Source organism: Leeuwenhoekiella sp. NPDC079379 (assembly GCF_044542075.1).
GTDB lineage: Bacteria > Bacteroidota > Bacteroidia > Flavobacteriales > Flavobacteriaceae > Leeuwenhoekiella.
The window spans coordinates 316778-335710 of the sequence record NZ_JBITTU010000002.1 but is presented as its reverse complement, the minus strand read 5'-3'; the positions used below and the strand labels follow the sequence as shown (position 1 = coordinate 335710).

The window sequence follows — 18933 nt, the reverse complement described above, 5'->3', positions numbered from 1 at the left end:
TAAATCAAATTAATGCATCGTTTTTCTTTTTACTTTAAATCAATACTGCTCATTTTTAGTGTTGCTGCGTGTACTTCACCTAAAACTAATGAAGCCATAACTGAAAGCAGCTTATTCAAATTACACACTTCAAAAGAAACAGGAGTTGACTTTACAAATACCATTGTAGAAAATACCGATTTTAATATGGTCGATTATTTTTATGTTTATAATGGTGGTGGCGTTTCGCTAGGTGATATTAATAATGACGGCTTGACAGATATTTATTTTACAGGCAATTTTGTAGATGATAAATTATATCTGAATTTAGGTGACTTCAAGTTTAAAGACATAACAGTTTCCGCAGGAATAAATAAATCGGGATGGTCTACCGGTGTAACCATGATAGATATTAACCACGATGGTTTACTTGATATATATGTAAGTAGATCTGGGAATTATATCCCAGAAAAACGTGCAAACCTACTCTATATAAATCAGGGAGATACCACTTTTAAAGAACAAGCTGCGACTTATGGTTTAGCCGATACCAGCTACTCTACTCAGGCTGCATTTTTAGATTTTGATCACGACGGGGATCTAGATATGTACTTACTCAATCACAGTAACGAGATACGCGATCCTAATAATGTAAAGGCATTAACAAAGGACGGTAGCGGTCTCGCAAATGACCGGTTCTATAAAAATATGGAGGCAGAAACCGGCAACATCAATTTTACAGATGTTACCCTCGAGGCAGGAATTCTCTACGATGGTATGGGTCTGGGAATAGGTACTGCAGATATAAATAATGACGGCTGGGATGATATTTTTATAACAAACGATTTTATAGCAAATGACTATCTATACATAAATAATCAAGACGGAACTTTCACAGAGCAAGCACATGTATTTCTGGGACATAACAGCCATTTTAGTATGGGTAATGACCTCGCAGATTTCAATAATGATGGCCTGGTTGATATTGTTACTGCAGATATGCTTCCTCCAGATAATATTCAGGAGAAAAAGATGTCTGGCCCATTGAATAACGACTTATTTCAATACACGCTTCAAGAGGGATATTTACCTCAATATATGCGTAACAATTTGCAAATAAATACCGGCGGTACTTCAGCAAACGAACAAAGTTTTTCTGAAGTAGGTCAACTTGTAGGTATAGATGCTACAAGTTGGAGCTGGTCTCCCCTATTTGCAGATTTTGACAATGACGGTCTCAAAGATTTATACATTACAAACGGGTATTTACGTGATATAACCGATCTTGATTTTATAAACTACACCAGCACCCTATCGGGCAATCCTACGCTAAAAACATTAGATTCCATTTTAAAAAATAAAGCCAAAGCGATGCCTGCACTTAGGTTGGCTAATTATATGTTTAAAAATAGAGATTCGCTTCATTTTGAAAACGTTTCTAACCCGTGGGGATTGAGCGAACCGTCGCTATCTAATGGTGCAGCTTACGCAGATCTTGATAATGATGGTGATCTTGATTTAGTTGTAAATAATATTAATGCGAAAGCTTTTATCTATGAAAACCAAACTAAAAACAGTAATTATCTGCGGGTTTCATTAACCGGCGATTCATTAAATACTTTTGCCTTCGGAAGCGAAATAGCTCTTTATCAAGATGGGAAAATTCAGAAAATTAAGCAAAGTGTTACCCGTGGCTATCAATCGTCTGTTGATCCCGTTTTGCATTTTGGCCTAACATCACAAAATATAGACAGCCTAATCATTTCCTGGCCTACCGGGAAGATGGGAATTATAAAAAACGTTAAAGCAAATCAATTACTGAAGCTTTCAGAAAATGATTTAGCCGAATATATTCTAAAAGCTAAAACGAAACCGAAGCAATTTATGGTTGAGGTAAGTAAAAAAAGTACCGTAGAGTATCTGCAGGAAGATCCTTTTTACAATGATTTTAACCGTCAGTTTTTGTTACCGCATAAACACTCATTTCAAGGACCTGGTATAGCTGTAGGAGATATTAATAATGATGGCTATGAAGACTTTTTTATAGGTGGTGCCTACAATCAAAGCGGTCAATTTTTTCTGGGATCTCAAAATGGAACATTTAATCAGACAGCTCTTTTGGCTAACGCAAAAGAAAAATTTGAAGAAGACACCGGAGTTTTGCTTTTTGATGCTGATAATGATGGTGATCTCGATTTGTATATCGCATCAGGAAGTAATGAATTTTATCCAGAATCAGAGTTTTATCAAGATCGTTTGTATATAAACGATGGGCGAGGTAATTTTAAATTGAACCCCTACGCATTACCACAAATTACTGCCAGCGGATCGTGTGTACGTGCAGCTGACTTTGATAAAGACGGTGATCTAGATTTGTTTATAGGTGGCAGACTTTCAGCTCTTAAATATCCATTACCGGGACAAAGTTATTTACTGGTAAATGAAAATGGTGTCTTTAAAGACAAAACAAAAAATCTAGCTCCTTCCCTATCTAAATTAGGAATGGTAACCGATGCTTTATGGAGTGATTACGACAATGATGGCGACACAGATCTGGTGGTTGTAGGTGAGTTTATGGCCATTCAATTTATAGAAAATGAAAATGGTGCTTTTCAGAATAATACAGCAAGCACGGGACTTAATAAAACATCTGGCTGGTGGAACTCAATTAATGCTGGTGATTTTGATAATGATGGCGATATTGATTACGTGGTAGGAAATCTAGGATTAAATACAAAATACCAGGTTTCTTCAGAAGAGCCCATGACCATTTATGCTTTAGATTATGATAATAATGGGAGCATTGATCCTATTATTGCAGCTTATAAAAATGGCGTACAGGTACTTGTTCACTCAAGAGATGATTTGATCAAGCAGATACCTGCTATGAAGAAAAAATTTCCCAATTATGCCAGTTATGCAAATGCAAGCTTAAACGACGTTCTTACCTCACAAGAAAAAAGCCGTGCTTACAGTGCGCGAGCCTTCATGTTTGCATCATCAATATTATTGAATAATGGAGATGGCACTTTTACAATAAACCCCTTACCTAAAGCTGCACAATTAGGCCCCATTTACAGCATACTGGTTGATGATCTAAATAACGACAATATCTTAGATCTAATCGTAAGTGGTAACGATTTTGGGACCAGCGTTGATGCAGGAGGATATGATGCCTTAAAGGGGCTTATATTAACTGGTGATGGTACGGGAGGCTTTCAGCCAATGGGCATTTATGAAGATGGTTTAAATTTAGAGGGACAGGTACGTGGTTCTGCGGTTCTTGCAGGAAATCAAAGTTCACGCTATGTATTTGGTCGAAATTCTGATTCACTTTTAACCTACGAACCTACAAATGCACAATCCTTTAAAACGTTGCAAATTGACGCGGCTGCTGCAAAAGGTCTAATTACGTATAAAAATGGAAAGAAGCGTGCTATAGAATTCTATTACGGCTCCTCCTATTTATCTCAATCTTCCAGATCACTTAAAATTGATACTACAATTGCTAAAGTTGAGGTAGAAAATTTTAAAGGAAAGAAGAGCGTCGTGTTTAAAAATTAAATCTGAAAGATTTAAAGTTTTAGTTCAAAATCTTATAAATAAAAAAAGCCTCAGTAAAACTGAGGCTTTGAAGAAGTGATCGCGACAGGATTCGAACCTGTGACCGTCTGCTTAGAAGGCAGATGCTCTATCCAACTGAGCTACGCGACCCTTTTTGCGGGTGCAAATATAATGCTTTAACTAAAAAGTTAAAGTATAAGTTGAAAAAAAATAAATATTATTTTAAAAATAAAAGCCAGATCACTATGTATCTGACTTTTAACTTCGTAATTAATGTAAAAATTTATGCTGCCATCGGCAAACCAGCGATTTCTGTAAATGCTTCTGCTTCTTCCATTGCATAGAAATCTCCTCCTGTTGATAATATGTTGTAATTAAACCAGATAACTAATAGTCGTAACGGAATTTCTAATGAGTCTTTTAATCCTAATTTAGAGTCATCAACGTGTACCCATCTGTTTAAAGCCTGCTCTTTAATAACCTGCATAACAGCATCTTTTCCACCCATATGTTTTTTTAATCTAATAAACATTTCTACATCAAATAACCACTTGCTTAAAAAGCTTGTTGCATAGATAACCGGTATTAATTCTTTTCTAAAAACTTTAGCTCCACATTGAGTATCTTCTATGGGAAGACCTAAAATTAAAAATACACACATTTTAATAATTTTAGAGAATAATGCTCGTAACGGGTCTTTTTGTATACCATCGCCATCATTGTCTTTTGCTCGTGAACCAAAAACCATTTTTAATGTAGTATTGCGTTTTAACGTATCATCTAATGCAATAAAGTCTTCAAAATCTGTAGAAAGATCTGCATCTATAAATCCTACATTAGCAATATCCTCTCTGTTATATAAATAACGGGCACCTGCTCTAACTGCAGCAGCTTTACCAGAATTACGTTTCATATCAATAACAGTTACTTTACTCTCATCTACTTTTTGTATACTCTTTAAAACTTTAAGAGTTTCATCTTTACTACCATCATTTACAAAACATAAATGGTAATTTTCAGATTTGTTGATAAAGCTTTTAAAAGCAGCTTTGTTGATTCGGTTTGCTTCGTTGTAACAAGGTATTATAATTGCAGTTTTCATAGTGTGTTGTTTTTACTAAATCGATTAATTACACTGCAAACATACCGTGGTTACGAGGGCTACTTTGTTGATTTTCGATAGCTAAACCTTCACTTTAGACGAAAACCGTTCATCGACAGACGAGCCATTCATCGAAAGTCTTATCTTAGCTTTGTAAGAAATAAGAAAACAGTTGCAATCCATATAAATGAAGAGTACTCCAAACAGATATTTAATTATAGCCTTGCTTATAGGGGTTGTATTTCATGGTTTTGGAATTTTTTTCACTTTAGAAGGAACCTACGATGCCTTAATACACCTCTTTTTTGCAGATCATTATGCCACACACTGGTTTGAACCGTGGAATTATAGCTGGTACACCGGCTTTACGGTTATGGGGTATCCGCCGCTGGTGCATCAGGCAATTGCAGTTTTATCGCTTGTAGGCGGACTAAAATTTGGAATGTTTACCGTGGCTTTAATCGGTATTATTCTATTTATAACTGGCGTTTATAGATTTGCTTTACTTATTACGGCAAATGCAAATGCTGCAGGCTATGCTGCAATTCTCGCTGTATTCTCATCTTCTTTTGTTGAAACACTGCATGTTTTTGGACAACTGCCTAGCATAATAGGGGTTTCTATACTTATGCACTGCCTTCCTGAAATCTATTTGTGGCTTATTACCGGTCGAAAAAAGTATTTTGTTACCTCCTTGTCCTTATTAGCTGTTACAGTCTGCTCGCATCATGTAACTCCTATTTTTGGAATGGTCTTTTTTATTTTCCCTCTAATAGGTATGGCTGTTATGGATCAAGCTAGATCGCAGGTATCTACAATGAAAGAGATTACATTTAAAGTGTTTTTAAAAGCATTCTTTAAATTGCTGAAGCGTATGATCGCATTCGGTTTTTCTGCGCTATTTCTTATAATTACATGCATTCTTCCCTATTGGGTAAATACTAAAAATAATCCGATCACCCAGGTCCCCATCCCGCACGGGTCTCGCGATAATTTTTTAGAAATAACCTCCAGCGGTCTTGTTTTCTTTTTAATTCCGTGGGGTATTTTGTTGCTTCTTATGCCCTACTTTTTTTACCGGTATTACAGCAAGCGTTATTTATTTTTCGGGCTTTCGCTTACGATGCTAACCATCTTAGGAACTGGTGGAACCACACCCATTCCAAAAATTATCTTAGGTGATAACGCGTTTAATATTTTAACCTTAGACCGTTTTACCTTATGGGGAAGCATTATGGTTTTACCACTTTTTGGAGAATTTGTTTATCGTTTTGCAGAAGGAGATTATAAAACTTTCTTGAGTACAAAACTAGGAGGTTTGTACCATCGTATTCTTGCCGGGTTTATGGCCGCAATATTCTTAGGAACTACCATTTTTACGATGACCCTAAGTAACTTTAGACCTTCTCAACCTAAACCTATTAAAATGCTACCCATAGTAAACTTCCTTAATCAGGATATGCATTACAAATGGCGCTTTTTACCCTTAGGCTTTGGCGATCAAATTGCCTGGCTTTCTGCTCAAACAGATGCAATGACCGTTGACGGTAATTACCACTCTGCTCGCAGATTGCCAGAATTAACTACACGAGCAATTGAACGTCTCGAAAATTCAAAATTTAGAGGTGTAGAAGGTATTGGTTCGCTTCAGCAGTTTTTAACTGTTCCTGAAAAATACAATCTCAAATATGTATTTTCAAACGATAAGTTTTACGATCCTATTCTATATTTCGCCGGCTGGCAGCGACTGGGACTATTAGAGAATGGTATAATGGTATGGGAAAAACTAGGCGTACCTCCTCTTGCCGAAATTTTACCTAAAGATGATATTCCGCTTTTTCTTATTTTAATGTGGGGAATCATTCCGCTACTTACGGTTTTAATTGCATTTGTTATAAATATCCAATCTATTTGGGTGCGTGCGCTTCGGTCTAAAAAACCTAAAAAACCACCCTATATGCAATGGGAGATTGATTTTTCCGCAACTGCGAAAACCTCTCAAAAACGCTCCCAATTATTATTTAATATTGCCCATTTTTACGGGTTAATCGTTGTTTGTTGCTTTGCCTTTGGGGTTTACACCTTTTATCTAAAGAATGCAGACCAGATTGCCCCTAAAAATGTTCTGGAAGCTTATTTTGACGCATTAGACTTTAAAGAGTTAGAACGGGCATATTCTTATTTTGATCCGCAAAGTGACAAATCGCTTGATCAATTTATGCTCGAGTTTGCCGTTACAGATGGCCTGTTAAACAGTTACGCAAAACTAGATGCGATTGCTATCAAACTAAATAAAGAAACCGATAGCAGCGCGCTGGCGACTGCTAAAGCAAAATGGATTACGCCATTAGAACTTATAAATACTAAAGAAGATTTTGAATTGATAAAACGAAAGGGAAAGTGGTATATAAAACCTAAAAAACCTGAATTAGATCTTCCGCCAGACCAGTTAATCACCGTAAATGAAACTGATTTTTATAACCACGGAAGACGCCGCATCACTTCTGAACAAACCTACCATGAGGATATATTGAAGCAACCAGTACTTGAGGTACTTTCCGCTAGATTATTAAAAGTAGAAAATGACTATATAATTGTAGGCGAAATTCAAAATGTAGATAATGTTCCTGCAGATGTCTCTGTAAAAGGAACGTTATATGATGAGCAAAATCAAGAATTAGCTACCTATAATGCTAAGTATGAGATGAAGCATAAACTAATGCCAAAAGAGATTACTTCATTTAAAATAGAATTTGAAGGTACGGCCTGGATTAATCAGGATGATCACGCCCCGCTTACTTTTAATCCAGATCAATTTACCCCGGTAGAACTTGCGGGAAAACCGGTAAACTTTGACCTTCATGTTTCGGCTAATGTTGCGAATACAGATCTTTATAAAAGACTAACTATTAACAGTCTTGAGATTAATGACACTACCCTTACCACTACGCTGTTTAATACCGGTACACAACAGGCAACAATACCACAACTGCTCTTGTCATATTATACTGCAGATAATCAATTGCAATGGGTATCCCATCATTTTTTACAAGAAGGTGTTCGTCAACAACGTAAACAAAATTTGACTCTTAAGTTAGATATTAAAGAAACCCAACTTATAAATGACTCCATGCAGGCTATTTTTGTAAACGGCCTACCTAACATAGAAATCGCACGTAAGGTGGTTCCTAACCGAAATCGAAAGCAGGAAGATGCTTCAAAAATTGAGTTACCTCAAGGTGGTTTTCTTAAAGTAGAAATCAATAGTTATCTTGGTAATCCGCGATGATGCAAAAATTCTTAACACATATATGGGTAGTTTGCTTCCTTTTTCTATTAGGGTTTACGATTAAACCTCAAGATACGGATGAGTCTTATCACATTACATTACTTACTATTCAAAATCAATTTGAAGTTGGTAAACTAATACAACTTCAGTTTAAAGGAAATGCCAGAAATCTGCACCTTATCGTTTCTACAGCACTCGCTACGGTGATTTTAGAGCCAGGCGCTACGGATAATGGGCAGATTAAATTTTCTATACCAAGCCCTTTAAACAAGTTGAGCGGTGTTGTAAACTGGGTTCTAGTTAAAAAATCGGAAAGAATTACTGATGGCTTTTTTACTATCACGACTAACCCAAAGGCAACAACTAAAATCGAATCCTATCTAGGACCTCAGCGTATTGCTGCCGGAGGCAATGATTTTGCTCAGCTTACACTACTGCCTACAGATCAATTTGATAACCCCTTACCAGATAATACTGTTGTTACCTTAACTACAGCTTTTGAAACTATAGAAAAGCAGGAAGATTTAGAGGTTAAAAACTTTATTAGCTGGAAGAATACCTATTCTACTAAAAAATCTGGTCGCATATTTACCGCAGCAAATAGCAACAGTATCACCTCAAAACTACAGACTATTTATGTAGATGCAAATCTGGCCACGCCTTTTAAGATTACCTATTCACGGTCAAACAAATATGCAGACAGTGACCAGATTACTACTTTTATATCAAGTGATATAAAGGATATCTACGGAAACAGTATTCCCGATGCTACGCAGGTAAATTTTATAGTAAAAACAAATAATGGCGAAGTATTACAAACTTCGGGTAATACTATTAACGGAAGTGCAAAAGCATCACTTTTACACCCATCAAAACCTCAAATCTGGGAAATTACTGCCTTTGTAACCGGGATCACTCAAAGCAATACACTAAGAGTGGAATATGAACCTGCATTGAAAGAAATTAAGACCAACTGGGATTCTAAAAATAACGTATTAAACGTTGGCCCTTTGAGGGGTCGCCTTAATCAAATACTTGCAGAAGGAACTTTAGTTAAAATACATATTTTAAAGCCAGATGGCAGCACACAAACTATAAGTAAGAAAACTGAATCAGGAAGCGTAAATTTTGAGTTCAAAAAAGACTTCTATAAAACAGGCATTTATAATTTTAAGCTTGAAGTTTTAGGAGTTACTCACACGTTAGAAGGTGTAGAACTGTGAAAAACCAAAATAAAAACATCTATAGAGCGCTGCTCATTTTAACCTTTATAGGGTTAAATCTTTTAATTGTTTCTGCGATTAGCCAGGTCATTACCTACTTAAATACAGGAGCAGATAAAAGTAAAATGCTCAACCTATCACTTAAGAGTGAAAGCGTATACAAGCCCCATTTATTATGGAGTGATACACTAAACCCTAGCAGACCTTTAGAAAAACCTACTCAGAAAAGAGTAGCACAAGATTATCTTAATGCGTGGTATGTACGGGAAGTAGCATTTAATAGCGGTGAGCAAAAAGGACTTGAAGATTACTATACAGAGAGTGCCAGAAAAAAAATTGACTCACTCATAACTGTAAATAATTCGGCAAATACGCGTATCGAAGCGACAACATTAAGTCACGACCTCAAATTAGAATTCTACAGCGCAGACGGCCAGTTAATCAGTTTTACAGACAACAATGTAGAGGAGGCAAAACGGGTTTTTAAGGGAGAAGAATTGCTTTTAGAAGAACAATCAAGCTCCACCTATCGCGTGGTCATGCTACTTGAAGATGGTTTTTGGCGCATCCGTCAATTTGTAAAAATCCCATCATTAAAAAAGGATTCTATCGTACAAAAAGGCATCGTTACTAAATTTAAAGACCTCCATCAGGGAGTCAATTACTATCCTAAAAGTAGTGCCTGGGACACCTTTGGAGAAGCCTTTAATCAAGACACACTAAGTACAGACTTTAAAAAGATTAGATCTCTAGGTTTTAATACGATTCGTGTATTTGTAGGATATAAAGATTTTGGGGAGGCCGATGTAAAAGCCGAGAAATTAGTAAAACTAAAAATTTTAATGGATGTTGCTCATAAACAAAAGCTTCAGGTCATTGTTACTTTGTTTGATTTTTACGGAGACTATTCCGTTATTGATTGGTCTAATACCTTTATGCATTCCAGACAAATCGTAAACGCTTTAAAAGGGCATCCGGCACTGGCTTGTTATGATGTCAAAAATGAACCCAATCTTGACTTTGATTCGAGAGGTGAAAAACTGGTGCGCTTCTGGTTAAAAAGTCATTTAGCACACATAAAACAACTTGACCCCAAAACTGCGGTAACTATTGGCTGGTCTAACTTACAATCTGCACAACTATTATTAGAGTCTGTAGATATTGTTTCCTTTCACTCCTATCAAAGTTTTGAAAGTTTTAAAACCGAATTTAAAGAATTAAAATCAAAAACCAGTAAACCTTTAGTACTGCAAGAGTTTGGTCTCTCTACCTATTCCGGAATTTGGAATCCGTTAGGCGCTAGTGAACAAAAGCAAGCCGACTACTATTCAGACTTTTTAGGTTTTGCTGCGCAAAATGAGTTGAACTATACGCTTTGGACATTGTATGATTTTAATGAAATTCCTACTGCGGTAGTGGGCAGATTGCCCTGGCGTAAAGCACAACAAAAACACTTTGGGCTTTATAAAGATAATGGTGAAGCTAAAAAAGCTGTGGAGGTTGTTAAACAATACACAAATGCTCGCTAAAATTTAGGAGGAAAAAAGAACTTTTATTTGAATCTTCAGCTTAAAAAATAGCTGAAAATCGTATATTTTTCAAAAAAGGAATATGAAATTATTCGATATAGAACCAGACGCAACTAAGAATCTACTGCCTCAAGATGGTACGGTAAATTACTTTGGAAAGCTTATAGATGAAAATGCTGCTAACGACTATTTAAATACACTTTTAGCTACAATTGAATGGCGTAATGACGAAGCTGTAATTTTTGGTAAAAAGATAGTTACAAAACGTAAAGTTGCCTGGTATGGTGATAAACCATTTGAGTACACCTACTCTAAAACAACCAAGTCTGCCTTACCCTGGACTACTGCATTACTAGAGTTAAAAGAAAAAACTGAACAAAGAACCGGAGAAACATTTAACTCGTGTTTATTAAATCTTTACCACGATGGTAACGAAGGAATGGGCTGGCATAGTGATGCAGAAAAAGACCTAAAAAAACATGGAGCTATTGCCTCTATAAGTCTTGGAGCTGCTCGCAAGTTTGCTTTTAAACACAAAGAAACTAAGGAGCGAATTGATGTTTTTCTGGAATCTGGCAGCCTGCTTATTATGAAAGATAATACGCAAGACCACTGGGTACACAGACTACCTCCTACTAAGCGAGTTGCTGAGCAACGAGTTAATCTTACATTTAGAACTGTTGAAAATCACTAGAATCAAAGAACTCCCAACGCTCTAGGGAAAGCGAAAGGAGTTCAACCAAATCAAATGGGGGCGAAAGACTAACGAACGATAATTAAATCGTTACTTGTTTTTTGTTCTTTATTGCTGATGATTTGTTTGAAAACTTCAATATATTTTTTTGCAATGGCATCCATAGGTAATGCTGTGGCAGCTTTATAGTTTGCCTGCCCCATTCTCGTTCTATAATTTTGATCAACAAGGACTTCGCTTAACGCTTTTGCAAGATCTTTAATGTTATTTGGTTCAAAAAAGCGAGCTTCATACCCTTCTTCGCGAGAAAGTATTCCTAGGTCTCCTAAATCTGGCATAACAACCGCTTTACCATAACTGCCAGCCTGATGCAATACACCGCTACTTCCTGTCGTAGAAGTATATGGGAAGACCACTACTGCACTCTCTTCAAAAAGTTTTGGCACATCTTCTTCGGCTACATATCCCGTAAATATTAATTGCTTTACGTGCGCATATCGCGCCTGTACACCATCTAAGTAGCCCTTTACATTAGGATTATCTGTACCTGCTACAACTATCTCTATATCAAGATCTACAATCTTGCGAAGATGTTCTACCGCTTCAATAAGCATTTCAACTTTCTTATACGTTCCAAATTTTCCGAAAGTCATTACCCGTAAAGGTCCAGCTGGAAGTTCATAACTAGGCTCTGCAGGTAATTCTAGAGTTCCGTGCGGTATAAGACCTACATTATTTGCCGTATATTTTTCTTGTAGAATGCTAACATATTTACTTATGGTAAGGGCAACAAAATCTGCCTTCAGAATCATTTTAGTGAGCTGGGTACCTATAAAATTATAAGCACGCTGCATAAACTTATTTGCAGTAAAACCAGCTTCATTTAGATCTACCTGCTCCATAATATTGTGTAACAATACCACGGTAGGTAATCCCATAAGCTTGCAAATGCCGGGCAAAGCCAAACCTAAAGCTGCTGGTATTTTCTTATCTCCAAATTTCATAAACTGAAGGTTAAATAGAACCGCGTCTGGCTTTGTCTCTTTTAACGCACGCACCACAGAAACAATATTTGAGTAGCTATTAAAACTCCAGCACGATTTTACAGTCACTTTACAACCGTCAACATCTAAATGCATATTAGCCGTTTCTGTAGATACATCTGTAAGAAGAATAAGTTCTGATACCTCTTGATTTGCTCTAAATGCTTTTACCAGGTAATAAGCGTATTCATTTAAAGTCACTTTACTTGGAGGGAATGCAGTTACGATTGCTAATTTCATTTGATTTGTTTTTTAATTCTGATACAAATTTGCAACTAAGCAGGAAAGTTTCAGACTAAAAAACGTTAGCAAGCAACGCTATGTAGACGAGTGGTATTTTTAAGCCGTCTAATGGAATTTACGTAGTATTTTATATCTAAATATTTGATTTAAAGGTAACCGAGAAGAAGTGAATAGTAAAATAGCTATAAAATGAAAAACCCGTGCTTGCGCAACGGGCCTTTCTCCCAACTTAAATTCTTAAAATCTATTACGATTTGGGGTAATCGCTGTAATTGTTTTTTTAAATCAAAACCACCTGATTTGGGATTCTGTGAGCGGTATTAATTTAAAATAAGGGGTTTGCTGTAATTGTAATAATCAATTATAATTTGGGTTAAGAATTTAAGACGGGTTCACTATGATTTGGGGATCACTGGCTAACTTAAATTTATACTGTTTTAATATGCGATTTTAAAGTTGATAGTTCTAAAGGTGAACGTGTATAAATAATTTCACCTCTAAAATTTACTTTCTTAAGATCGTGTAATCGTAGTACGGCATCAGGTAATTCTGACGCAATATTTTGAGAAACCTGTATGCTTTTTTCTGAAAAATCTACTTGAACACTAGAAGAAACTACTGCTTCTTGTACAAAATATGTTTCTATTAATTGTGATGTAATACCAGACTCAAATGTATTTGCAAAGCTAAAAGAGCACGCAAATAATAATAAACTAGCAGAAATAATTTTAGACATAAGTGGGTTTGTTTTGTATTACAGCGTAAATATAATACCGTTTATCCTTTACAGACAATTATATTCGATGAAATACACGTTAATTTTATTTTTTTAACATTTTCTTACAGAATTAGAGCTTGTTATCTCTTATTTCCTACAACGAACTGAATGCTAATGCGTTTTAGTTCTATTAAATAATAAGAAATAACCTATTTGAGCGCTTACAAGAAATATCATAGCTGCGTTTTGCGCGATCACTACCTCGAGTAAACTGTCGTGAAAAAATACTATAAAAGATATTTGAAAGATTCCTCCTACAAGACCTATAAATACTGGAATATATTTACCAAGTGAAAGAAAATAGTATGCAAACAGATTTGCGATTGCAAATAAACCAGTAGCTAATGCATAAGGGCCTAACAAGGATGCAACCTCTAAATAAGCTTCTCCAAATAGCAGACTTACAATAAGTTTAGGTGCTGCAAAACAGATAAGAATAATCGAAACCGCTAGTAACGTTATATAACCTACATACTTTAAAAGTATTGCTTTAGTGTCTTCACCCTTTTTATGCTTGTCTACCACAACCGGTAAAAGAACCATAACAAACATCCAGGCAACAAAGTAAACTACGCGTCCTATGAGTGCTAATGAAGCATATAAACCAGCTTCATAACTATCAAAATAATGTTTTACCATTAAGATATCACTATTGTTTATGAGAATTTGCGTGCCTTCATAGAAAGCCGTAATTAAGAAAAAACGTACTATTTCAGCTTTTAATTCTGTATCAAGTTTTGTAGTTTCTGCGTTAGATTGTTGTTGTTTGCTTTTAGGAAACTGAGCGATAAATAATGAAAGACCTACTCCTACTGCAACTCCAATGGCGGGATTATCTTTAAATATTAAAATACAAAGCAAGGTTAAAACCAGTCTGCTCCACATCTCAAATTGATATGTTTTTGCAAGTGACAACATATCTTGATTTCCTTGAAAGATACCGCGGTTTATACTCATTATAAAATATAGTGGTACCGCAACTCCAAATACGATAAACATCGCTTTAGATTCCGTTTGAAAAAGCAATTGTAGATTTTCAGCAAAAACAACAAATAAAGCTCCAAGAATAAGACCTACCCTTAACCCCCATTTATTTATGGTCTTTAAGAATGAGATTTTATCTTGATTTTCTAATAAAACCATATACCGTGCTGTACCTAATTGAAAGGTCATCGCAGCAAACGACAATACTAATAGTAGTGTTATTATAATTGCGGCATCTGCGAAGGCTGCAGGTCCTAATATCCTGCCCAGAACTAAATTATAAACGTAGTTTCCTGCGTTTACTATAAGGGCACTCAACATAAAAAGCTGCTGTGGGGTTATTTTCTTCTGGATAAATGGAATTGCGATCATTGCTATGGTTCGTTTTAAATAAGCTGCGGCTTATATAATATGATGCAAATATCGAAAAGGAGGCAATTTGAATTTGGTGAATTTCGGTAGATGGTACGTTGCTGTAGTTGAATGGTTGTTAAACTTCGTTATCACAACTGAACATAGAAAATATTTTAAAGAGACTAAAAACCAACTATTTAGCCAAATAAAGCGATGATTCTGATAAAATAAGAGCGCTGAATCCCGTAAAAACCGTGAGTGGTATATAAGTATAGGTGAATGGTTAAAGCCTATAGATTAAAATTAGCAACTATACCCCTAAATTGCATTATCCAAATCAAAGTTATGAAATCTACAATTGCACTTTTTATTCTTTTTCTTATTACCCTTACTGCAACAGCCCAAAATATGCAAGAAGGTTTTACCTATTTAGAAGAAGGAAAAAATGCTGAAGCTAAAGCTTTTTTTGCTGAAGTATTAAAAGATTACCCTGATAATAAGACCGCACAATTATGTTATGCACGAGCTTTAGGCTTAGGTAGTGATCCTGATGAAGCACTGGATCTTTTTGAAACAATGCTTGTTGACTTTCCTAATGATCTGGAAATAGAATTAAACTATGCCGAAGCTCTACTGTGGAATAAAAAATTTGATGAAGCTGCCCCTTACTATAAAAACTTAGTAGTAAACAACCCAAAAAACTTTGGAGCCTTACTTGGGTATGCAAATACACTTTCTAATTTAAAAAAATATGACCCGGCTTTAGAGTATATTAGGCGGGCACTTGAGGTGAGCCCCGGCAATCCTAACGCATTAGTTTCTCGCAAGTATATACGACTGGGAAAAGCAGGAGAACTAGTTAAACAAGGAGCTATTGAGCCCGCACTTATTATGCTAGATTCTAATCTGGTAGATTTTCCTAAAGATCGCGATACGCAGCTTAATCAGCTAAATATTTATTTGAAAGAAAAGAATTTTGAAGATGCTACTGCTATCTATACTGGTTTTACAGAATCTAAAAAAGATAGTATTACCGGTAAAATAGGAATCTCCCTAGTACAGCATCTTGCCGAAAATGAAAAATTGGCTTTGAGCACAGCTACCGAAGCATTTGAGATGGCTCAGGAATATAAAAATGATTCGCTGGTATTTATCCCTGCGGCAGAACGCTATACGCAAGCTTTAATATGGAATGCAAAATACAAGGAGGCTCAATCTAAAATTGAAGAATTTACAGCTCAATACCCTACTAATAACTCAATACTTGCTTTACAAGCAATGCTTGGTATGTACACAGGAGATTTTAAAAAATCTATTGCAAGCTACGAGAAAATATTAGTCCAAGACACTACTTCTTTTGATGGTAATCTGGGAATAGCGAACGCATACCGTGCTAACGATGAGCCTTTAAAATCCTATGAGTATGCAAATAAAACCATAGCTTTCTATGAAGGTCAGGCAGATGCGATGGGGCTTGTTAAAACCTTAGATCTCACCTATGCCCCTATACTGGGAGCACGTGCTTCAATCACTAAAGATAACGGAGAAAATACAGCATACAGTTATGGTTTTAACGCAGCATTACCGTTGTCAACATCATTTCAAACCGAAGCTAATTATGGCTACCGAATAACAAAAAATGGAATTAGCGGCCAGGAAGCTCAAGCCTACGAAATGGGACTTAAACTTAATTATCAATTTGCTCCAGGTTATGATTTGCAAACCAGCGCGGGTTTGATAAAGGCACTTACATTTGACCGTGATTATACAGACTGGCAAGCTGGAATTAGTCTTAAAACAAAACCCTTTAAACGCCAGAATCTAGAAATAGGCTACAAACGTGAATTACAAAATTTTAACGCTCAGTTAATTGAAGAAAAAATTGCATTAAATAACTATTTACTAAATTATAATTGGGGAATAACAACACGTCTGGGGTGGTACACTTCAATGATCTATACAGCACAATCTGACGAAAACAACCGTAAACTTCTATTTACTTCATTATATTATAACCTTACAAAAAAACCTGCCTTAAAAATGGGTTTTAACTACCAGTATTTAGGTTATAAAGAGCAAATTAATGAATTGTATTTTAGCCCATCTAAATACCAGGCTACAGAGATTTTTGCAGATTTGATGCTTCAGAAAATAAATAAATTTAATATTCACGCTATTGCTGCCGGTGGATATCAATTTGTAGAAGACCTAAAAGGAACGTCACTCTTTAGAGCAGAATTAAACATTACCTACGCGGCATCTTCTCAGTTGCAAATTTCGGCATATGGCAAGTACAGTAATATCGCTTCTGAGCTCGCAAGTGGTTTTGAATTTGGCGAAGTAGGTCTACTCGTTCGCTGGTTACCTTTTGACAAACCCATCTTTAAAAAATAAACTATCTGATATAGCCATTTAAAATGAATTAATATCTAGATTCTAAAAACCTGTTGTTTCCCTTAAAAGGAAACAACAGGTTTTTTATTTGAATTGAAGAAAAATATCAGAGACTAATGTTCAGATTCTCTTATTATAATTTAGCTAAAAGAAACGAAAATTTAGAGAATAGATTGCGTTAGGATAGGAGTGTAAAGCCCATAGTGAGGTACTAGAACGGACTTTAAGCTCCTAGCTCTACCTTATGTCAACGGCTAATCTAATGAACCTTAAGATGGCTACTTAAAGTAATATAAAGTATCCTATCTGTAATGTTTTGACTTTAGTTCGGTTTTTTAAGTAATCTCTATTAGCTTGATAATAAAAACTTAATTGTCAAATTCTTATATTTAAGCTAAAATAAAAATATGGGTTCGATCTGGATTATAATATTGGCTGTAGCTATTTTCTTAGTTGTCACTGCGCTTTATTGGAAAATTATGAGCACCTATAACATATATATTCTAGGAGCTAAAAATCACAAACAATGGGGATCTAGGCTCTATTTTTGGCAGGGTGCATTTTTCGTTAGTACTGCTGTGACATTTCTAATCCTTTACACTTTAAACTGGTTAACCATTATAACTGTTTGATTTTTAAGCATAAAAAAGCAGCGTCTCTCCAAACGCTGCTTTCAAAAAAACAAACCAACTAACTAAACTATCTAATCATTATCGCCAGCTTAATAAACGTTGTGATTTAAACTGATGACTTCTCTTTTAAATATCTGGAAACCAGAAGAAGTTCTGGTTTTAAAATTCCGGTAAGTATTATATTACTTACAGACTTTAAAAATTTACAGCGCTCAAAATGAGAAACATCCTTATAGTAGTATTTATAGGCTTTGACGCCTTGAGTACTCAATAAGAATGTAACAAGAGCTTGCGTTCTCATAATCTGGGATTTAATCCAAAATTAGAGAAGACTTAATGCTGATTTTTAAATATTCGATAGATGGTTTTTAAGTGTAGACCAGTGGTAGGTTTTACGCTTTAAAGTAAATTAAGGCGTTTCATAAGTATAGGTCTGTTAGAACGGCTTATAGGAATCACATCTTTAGCGATTAGAACACTATTATCTTCTATATCAATAATCTTGTGAAAATTTATTACAAACGACCTGTGAATTTTTAAGAACTTACTGTCTGGCAACTTTTCTTCAATTTTCTTGAGTGTAGAATGTACAGTGTAATTTTTTGTTTCTGTTTTAATAAGTATGTAATCACCTTTAGCTTCAATTATTAGAATACTATCAAAGTTGATCTTTATTAACCTACGGTCAATATTTACATACAAATCTGAACCCTCTTCAGTCTTAGGTTCTTTAGCAGTAGGCTGTACTTGATCTACAGTTGCTGCCACAGGACTCTGTACCTGTTTTGCTTTCTCAACTGCTTTTAAAAAACGAGGAAGTTCAACAGGTTTTACTAAATAATCTACAATACACTCATACTCAAAAGCCTCTATCGCGAAGTTTCGGTCTGAAGTAGTCAATATTATTTTTGGCGGATTTTTTAATGTTTGTATAAAATCAAAACCCGTAAAATCTGGCATATGAATGTCTAAAAATATTAAATCTACAGTATGTTGATTAAGATATTTTATTGCTGCAATAGCATTATCAAATTCTGAAACTATATTAAGATCTGCGGCTTTTGAGCAATGACTACTTACGATTGCTCGTGCTAATGCCTCATCATCTATTATAATACAATTCAT

At 35.5% G+C, this 18933-nt stretch carries 12 protein-coding genes and 1 tRNA gene; 6 read left to right on the top strand and 7 right to left on the bottom strand.

Annotated elements, in window-relative coordinates:
• Positions 1-12 precede the first annotated feature (12 nt).
• Positions 13-3543 (top strand): VCBS repeat-containing protein, encoded by a 3531-nt coding sequence (locus ACIGAM_RS04960; protein ID WP_396510351.1) that lies wholly within the window; start codon positions 13-15, stop codon positions 3541-3543.
• A gap of 76 nt (positions 3544-3619) precedes the next feature.
• Here ACIGAM_RS04960 and ACIGAM_RS04955 read toward each other — a convergent pair.
• Positions 3620-3693, bottom strand: a tRNA-Arg gene (locus ACIGAM_RS04955).
• A gap of 133 nt (positions 3694-3826) precedes the next feature.
• Positions 3827-4645 (bottom strand): dolichyl-phosphate beta-glucosyltransferase, encoded by an 819-nt coding sequence (locus ACIGAM_RS04950; protein WP_396510350.1) that lies wholly within the window; start codon positions 4643-4645, stop codon positions 3827-3829.
• Positions 4646-4832: 187 nt separating this feature from the next.
• On the opposite strand from ACIGAM_RS04950, the gene ACIGAM_RS04945 reads away from it, so the two are divergent.
• The 4 genes from ACIGAM_RS04945 (at position 4833) to ACIGAM_RS04930 (ending at position 11380) form a co-directional block, all read left to right on the top strand.
• Positions 4833-7934, top strand: coding sequence for a hypothetical protein (locus ACIGAM_RS04945; RefSeq protein WP_396510349.1), 3102 nt, complete (start codon positions 4833-4835; stop codon positions 7932-7934).
• The gene (locus tag ACIGAM_RS04940; protein ID WP_396510348.1) at positions 7931-9157 is read left to right on the top strand and encodes a hypothetical protein; all 1227 of its coding nucleotides are present in this window, start codon (positions 7931-7933) and stop codon (positions 9155-9157) included. Before ACIGAM_RS04945 ends, ACIGAM_RS04940 begins: the two co-directional genes overlap by 4 nt.
• Positions 9154-10686 carry a cellulase family glycosylhydrolase gene (locus tag ACIGAM_RS04935; RefSeq protein ID WP_396510347.1) on the top strand — a complete coding sequence of 511 codons (1533 nt, stop codon included), beginning with the start codon at positions 9154-9156 and terminating at the stop codon, positions 10684-10686. The genes ACIGAM_RS04940 and ACIGAM_RS04935 overlap by 4 nt, the downstream gene beginning before the upstream one ends.
• An 82-nt stretch (positions 10687-10768) precedes the next feature.
• Positions 10769-11380 carry an alpha-ketoglutarate-dependent dioxygenase AlkB family protein gene (locus ACIGAM_RS04930; RefSeq protein WP_396510346.1) on the top strand — a complete coding sequence of 204 codons (612 nt, stop codon included), beginning with the start codon at positions 10769-10771 and terminating at the stop codon, positions 11378-11380.
• A gap of 68 nt (positions 11381-11448) precedes the next feature.
• Here the strand turns inward: ACIGAM_RS04930 and ACIGAM_RS04925 are convergent, their stop codons facing one another.
• From ACIGAM_RS04925 to ACIGAM_RS04915, 3 genes are all read right to left on the bottom strand, one after another.
• The gene (locus ACIGAM_RS04925; RefSeq protein ID WP_396510345.1) at positions 11449-12663 is read right to left on the bottom strand and encodes a glycosyltransferase; all 1215 of its coding nucleotides are present in this window, start codon (positions 12661-12663) and stop codon (positions 11449-11451) included.
• 430 nt (positions 12664-13093) lie between these two features.
• Positions 13094-13402 carry a hypothetical protein gene (locus tag ACIGAM_RS04920; RefSeq protein ID WP_396510344.1) on the bottom strand — a complete coding sequence of 103 codons (309 nt, stop codon included), beginning with the start codon at positions 13400-13402 and terminating at the stop codon, positions 13094-13096.
• 153 nt (positions 13403-13555) lie between these two features.
• On the bottom strand, positions 13556-14800 hold the full coding sequence (locus tag ACIGAM_RS04915; protein ID WP_396510343.1) for a sugar isomerase: 1245 nt from the start codon (positions 14798-14800) through the stop codon (positions 13556-13558).
• Between the two features lie 327 nt (positions 14801-15127).
• On the opposite strand from ACIGAM_RS04915, the gene ACIGAM_RS04910 reads away from it, so the two are divergent.
• Positions 15128-17176, top strand: coding sequence for a tetratricopeptide repeat protein (locus tag ACIGAM_RS04910; RefSeq protein ID WP_396510342.1), 2049 nt, complete (start codon positions 15128-15130; stop codon positions 17174-17176).
• Positions 17177-17914: 738 nt separating this feature from the next.
• On the opposite strand, the gene ACIGAM_RS04905 is transcribed toward ACIGAM_RS04910, so the two are convergent.
• Positions 17915-18109 (bottom strand): hypothetical protein, encoded by a 195-nt coding sequence (locus tag ACIGAM_RS04905; protein WP_396510341.1) that lies wholly within the window; start codon positions 18107-18109, stop codon positions 17915-17917.
• 98 nt (positions 18110-18207) lie between these two features.
• The gene (locus tag ACIGAM_RS04900; RefSeq protein WP_396510340.1) at positions 18208-18933 is read right to left on the bottom strand and encodes a LytR/AlgR family response regulator transcription factor; all 726 of its coding nucleotides are present in this window, start codon (positions 18931-18933) and stop codon (positions 18208-18210) included.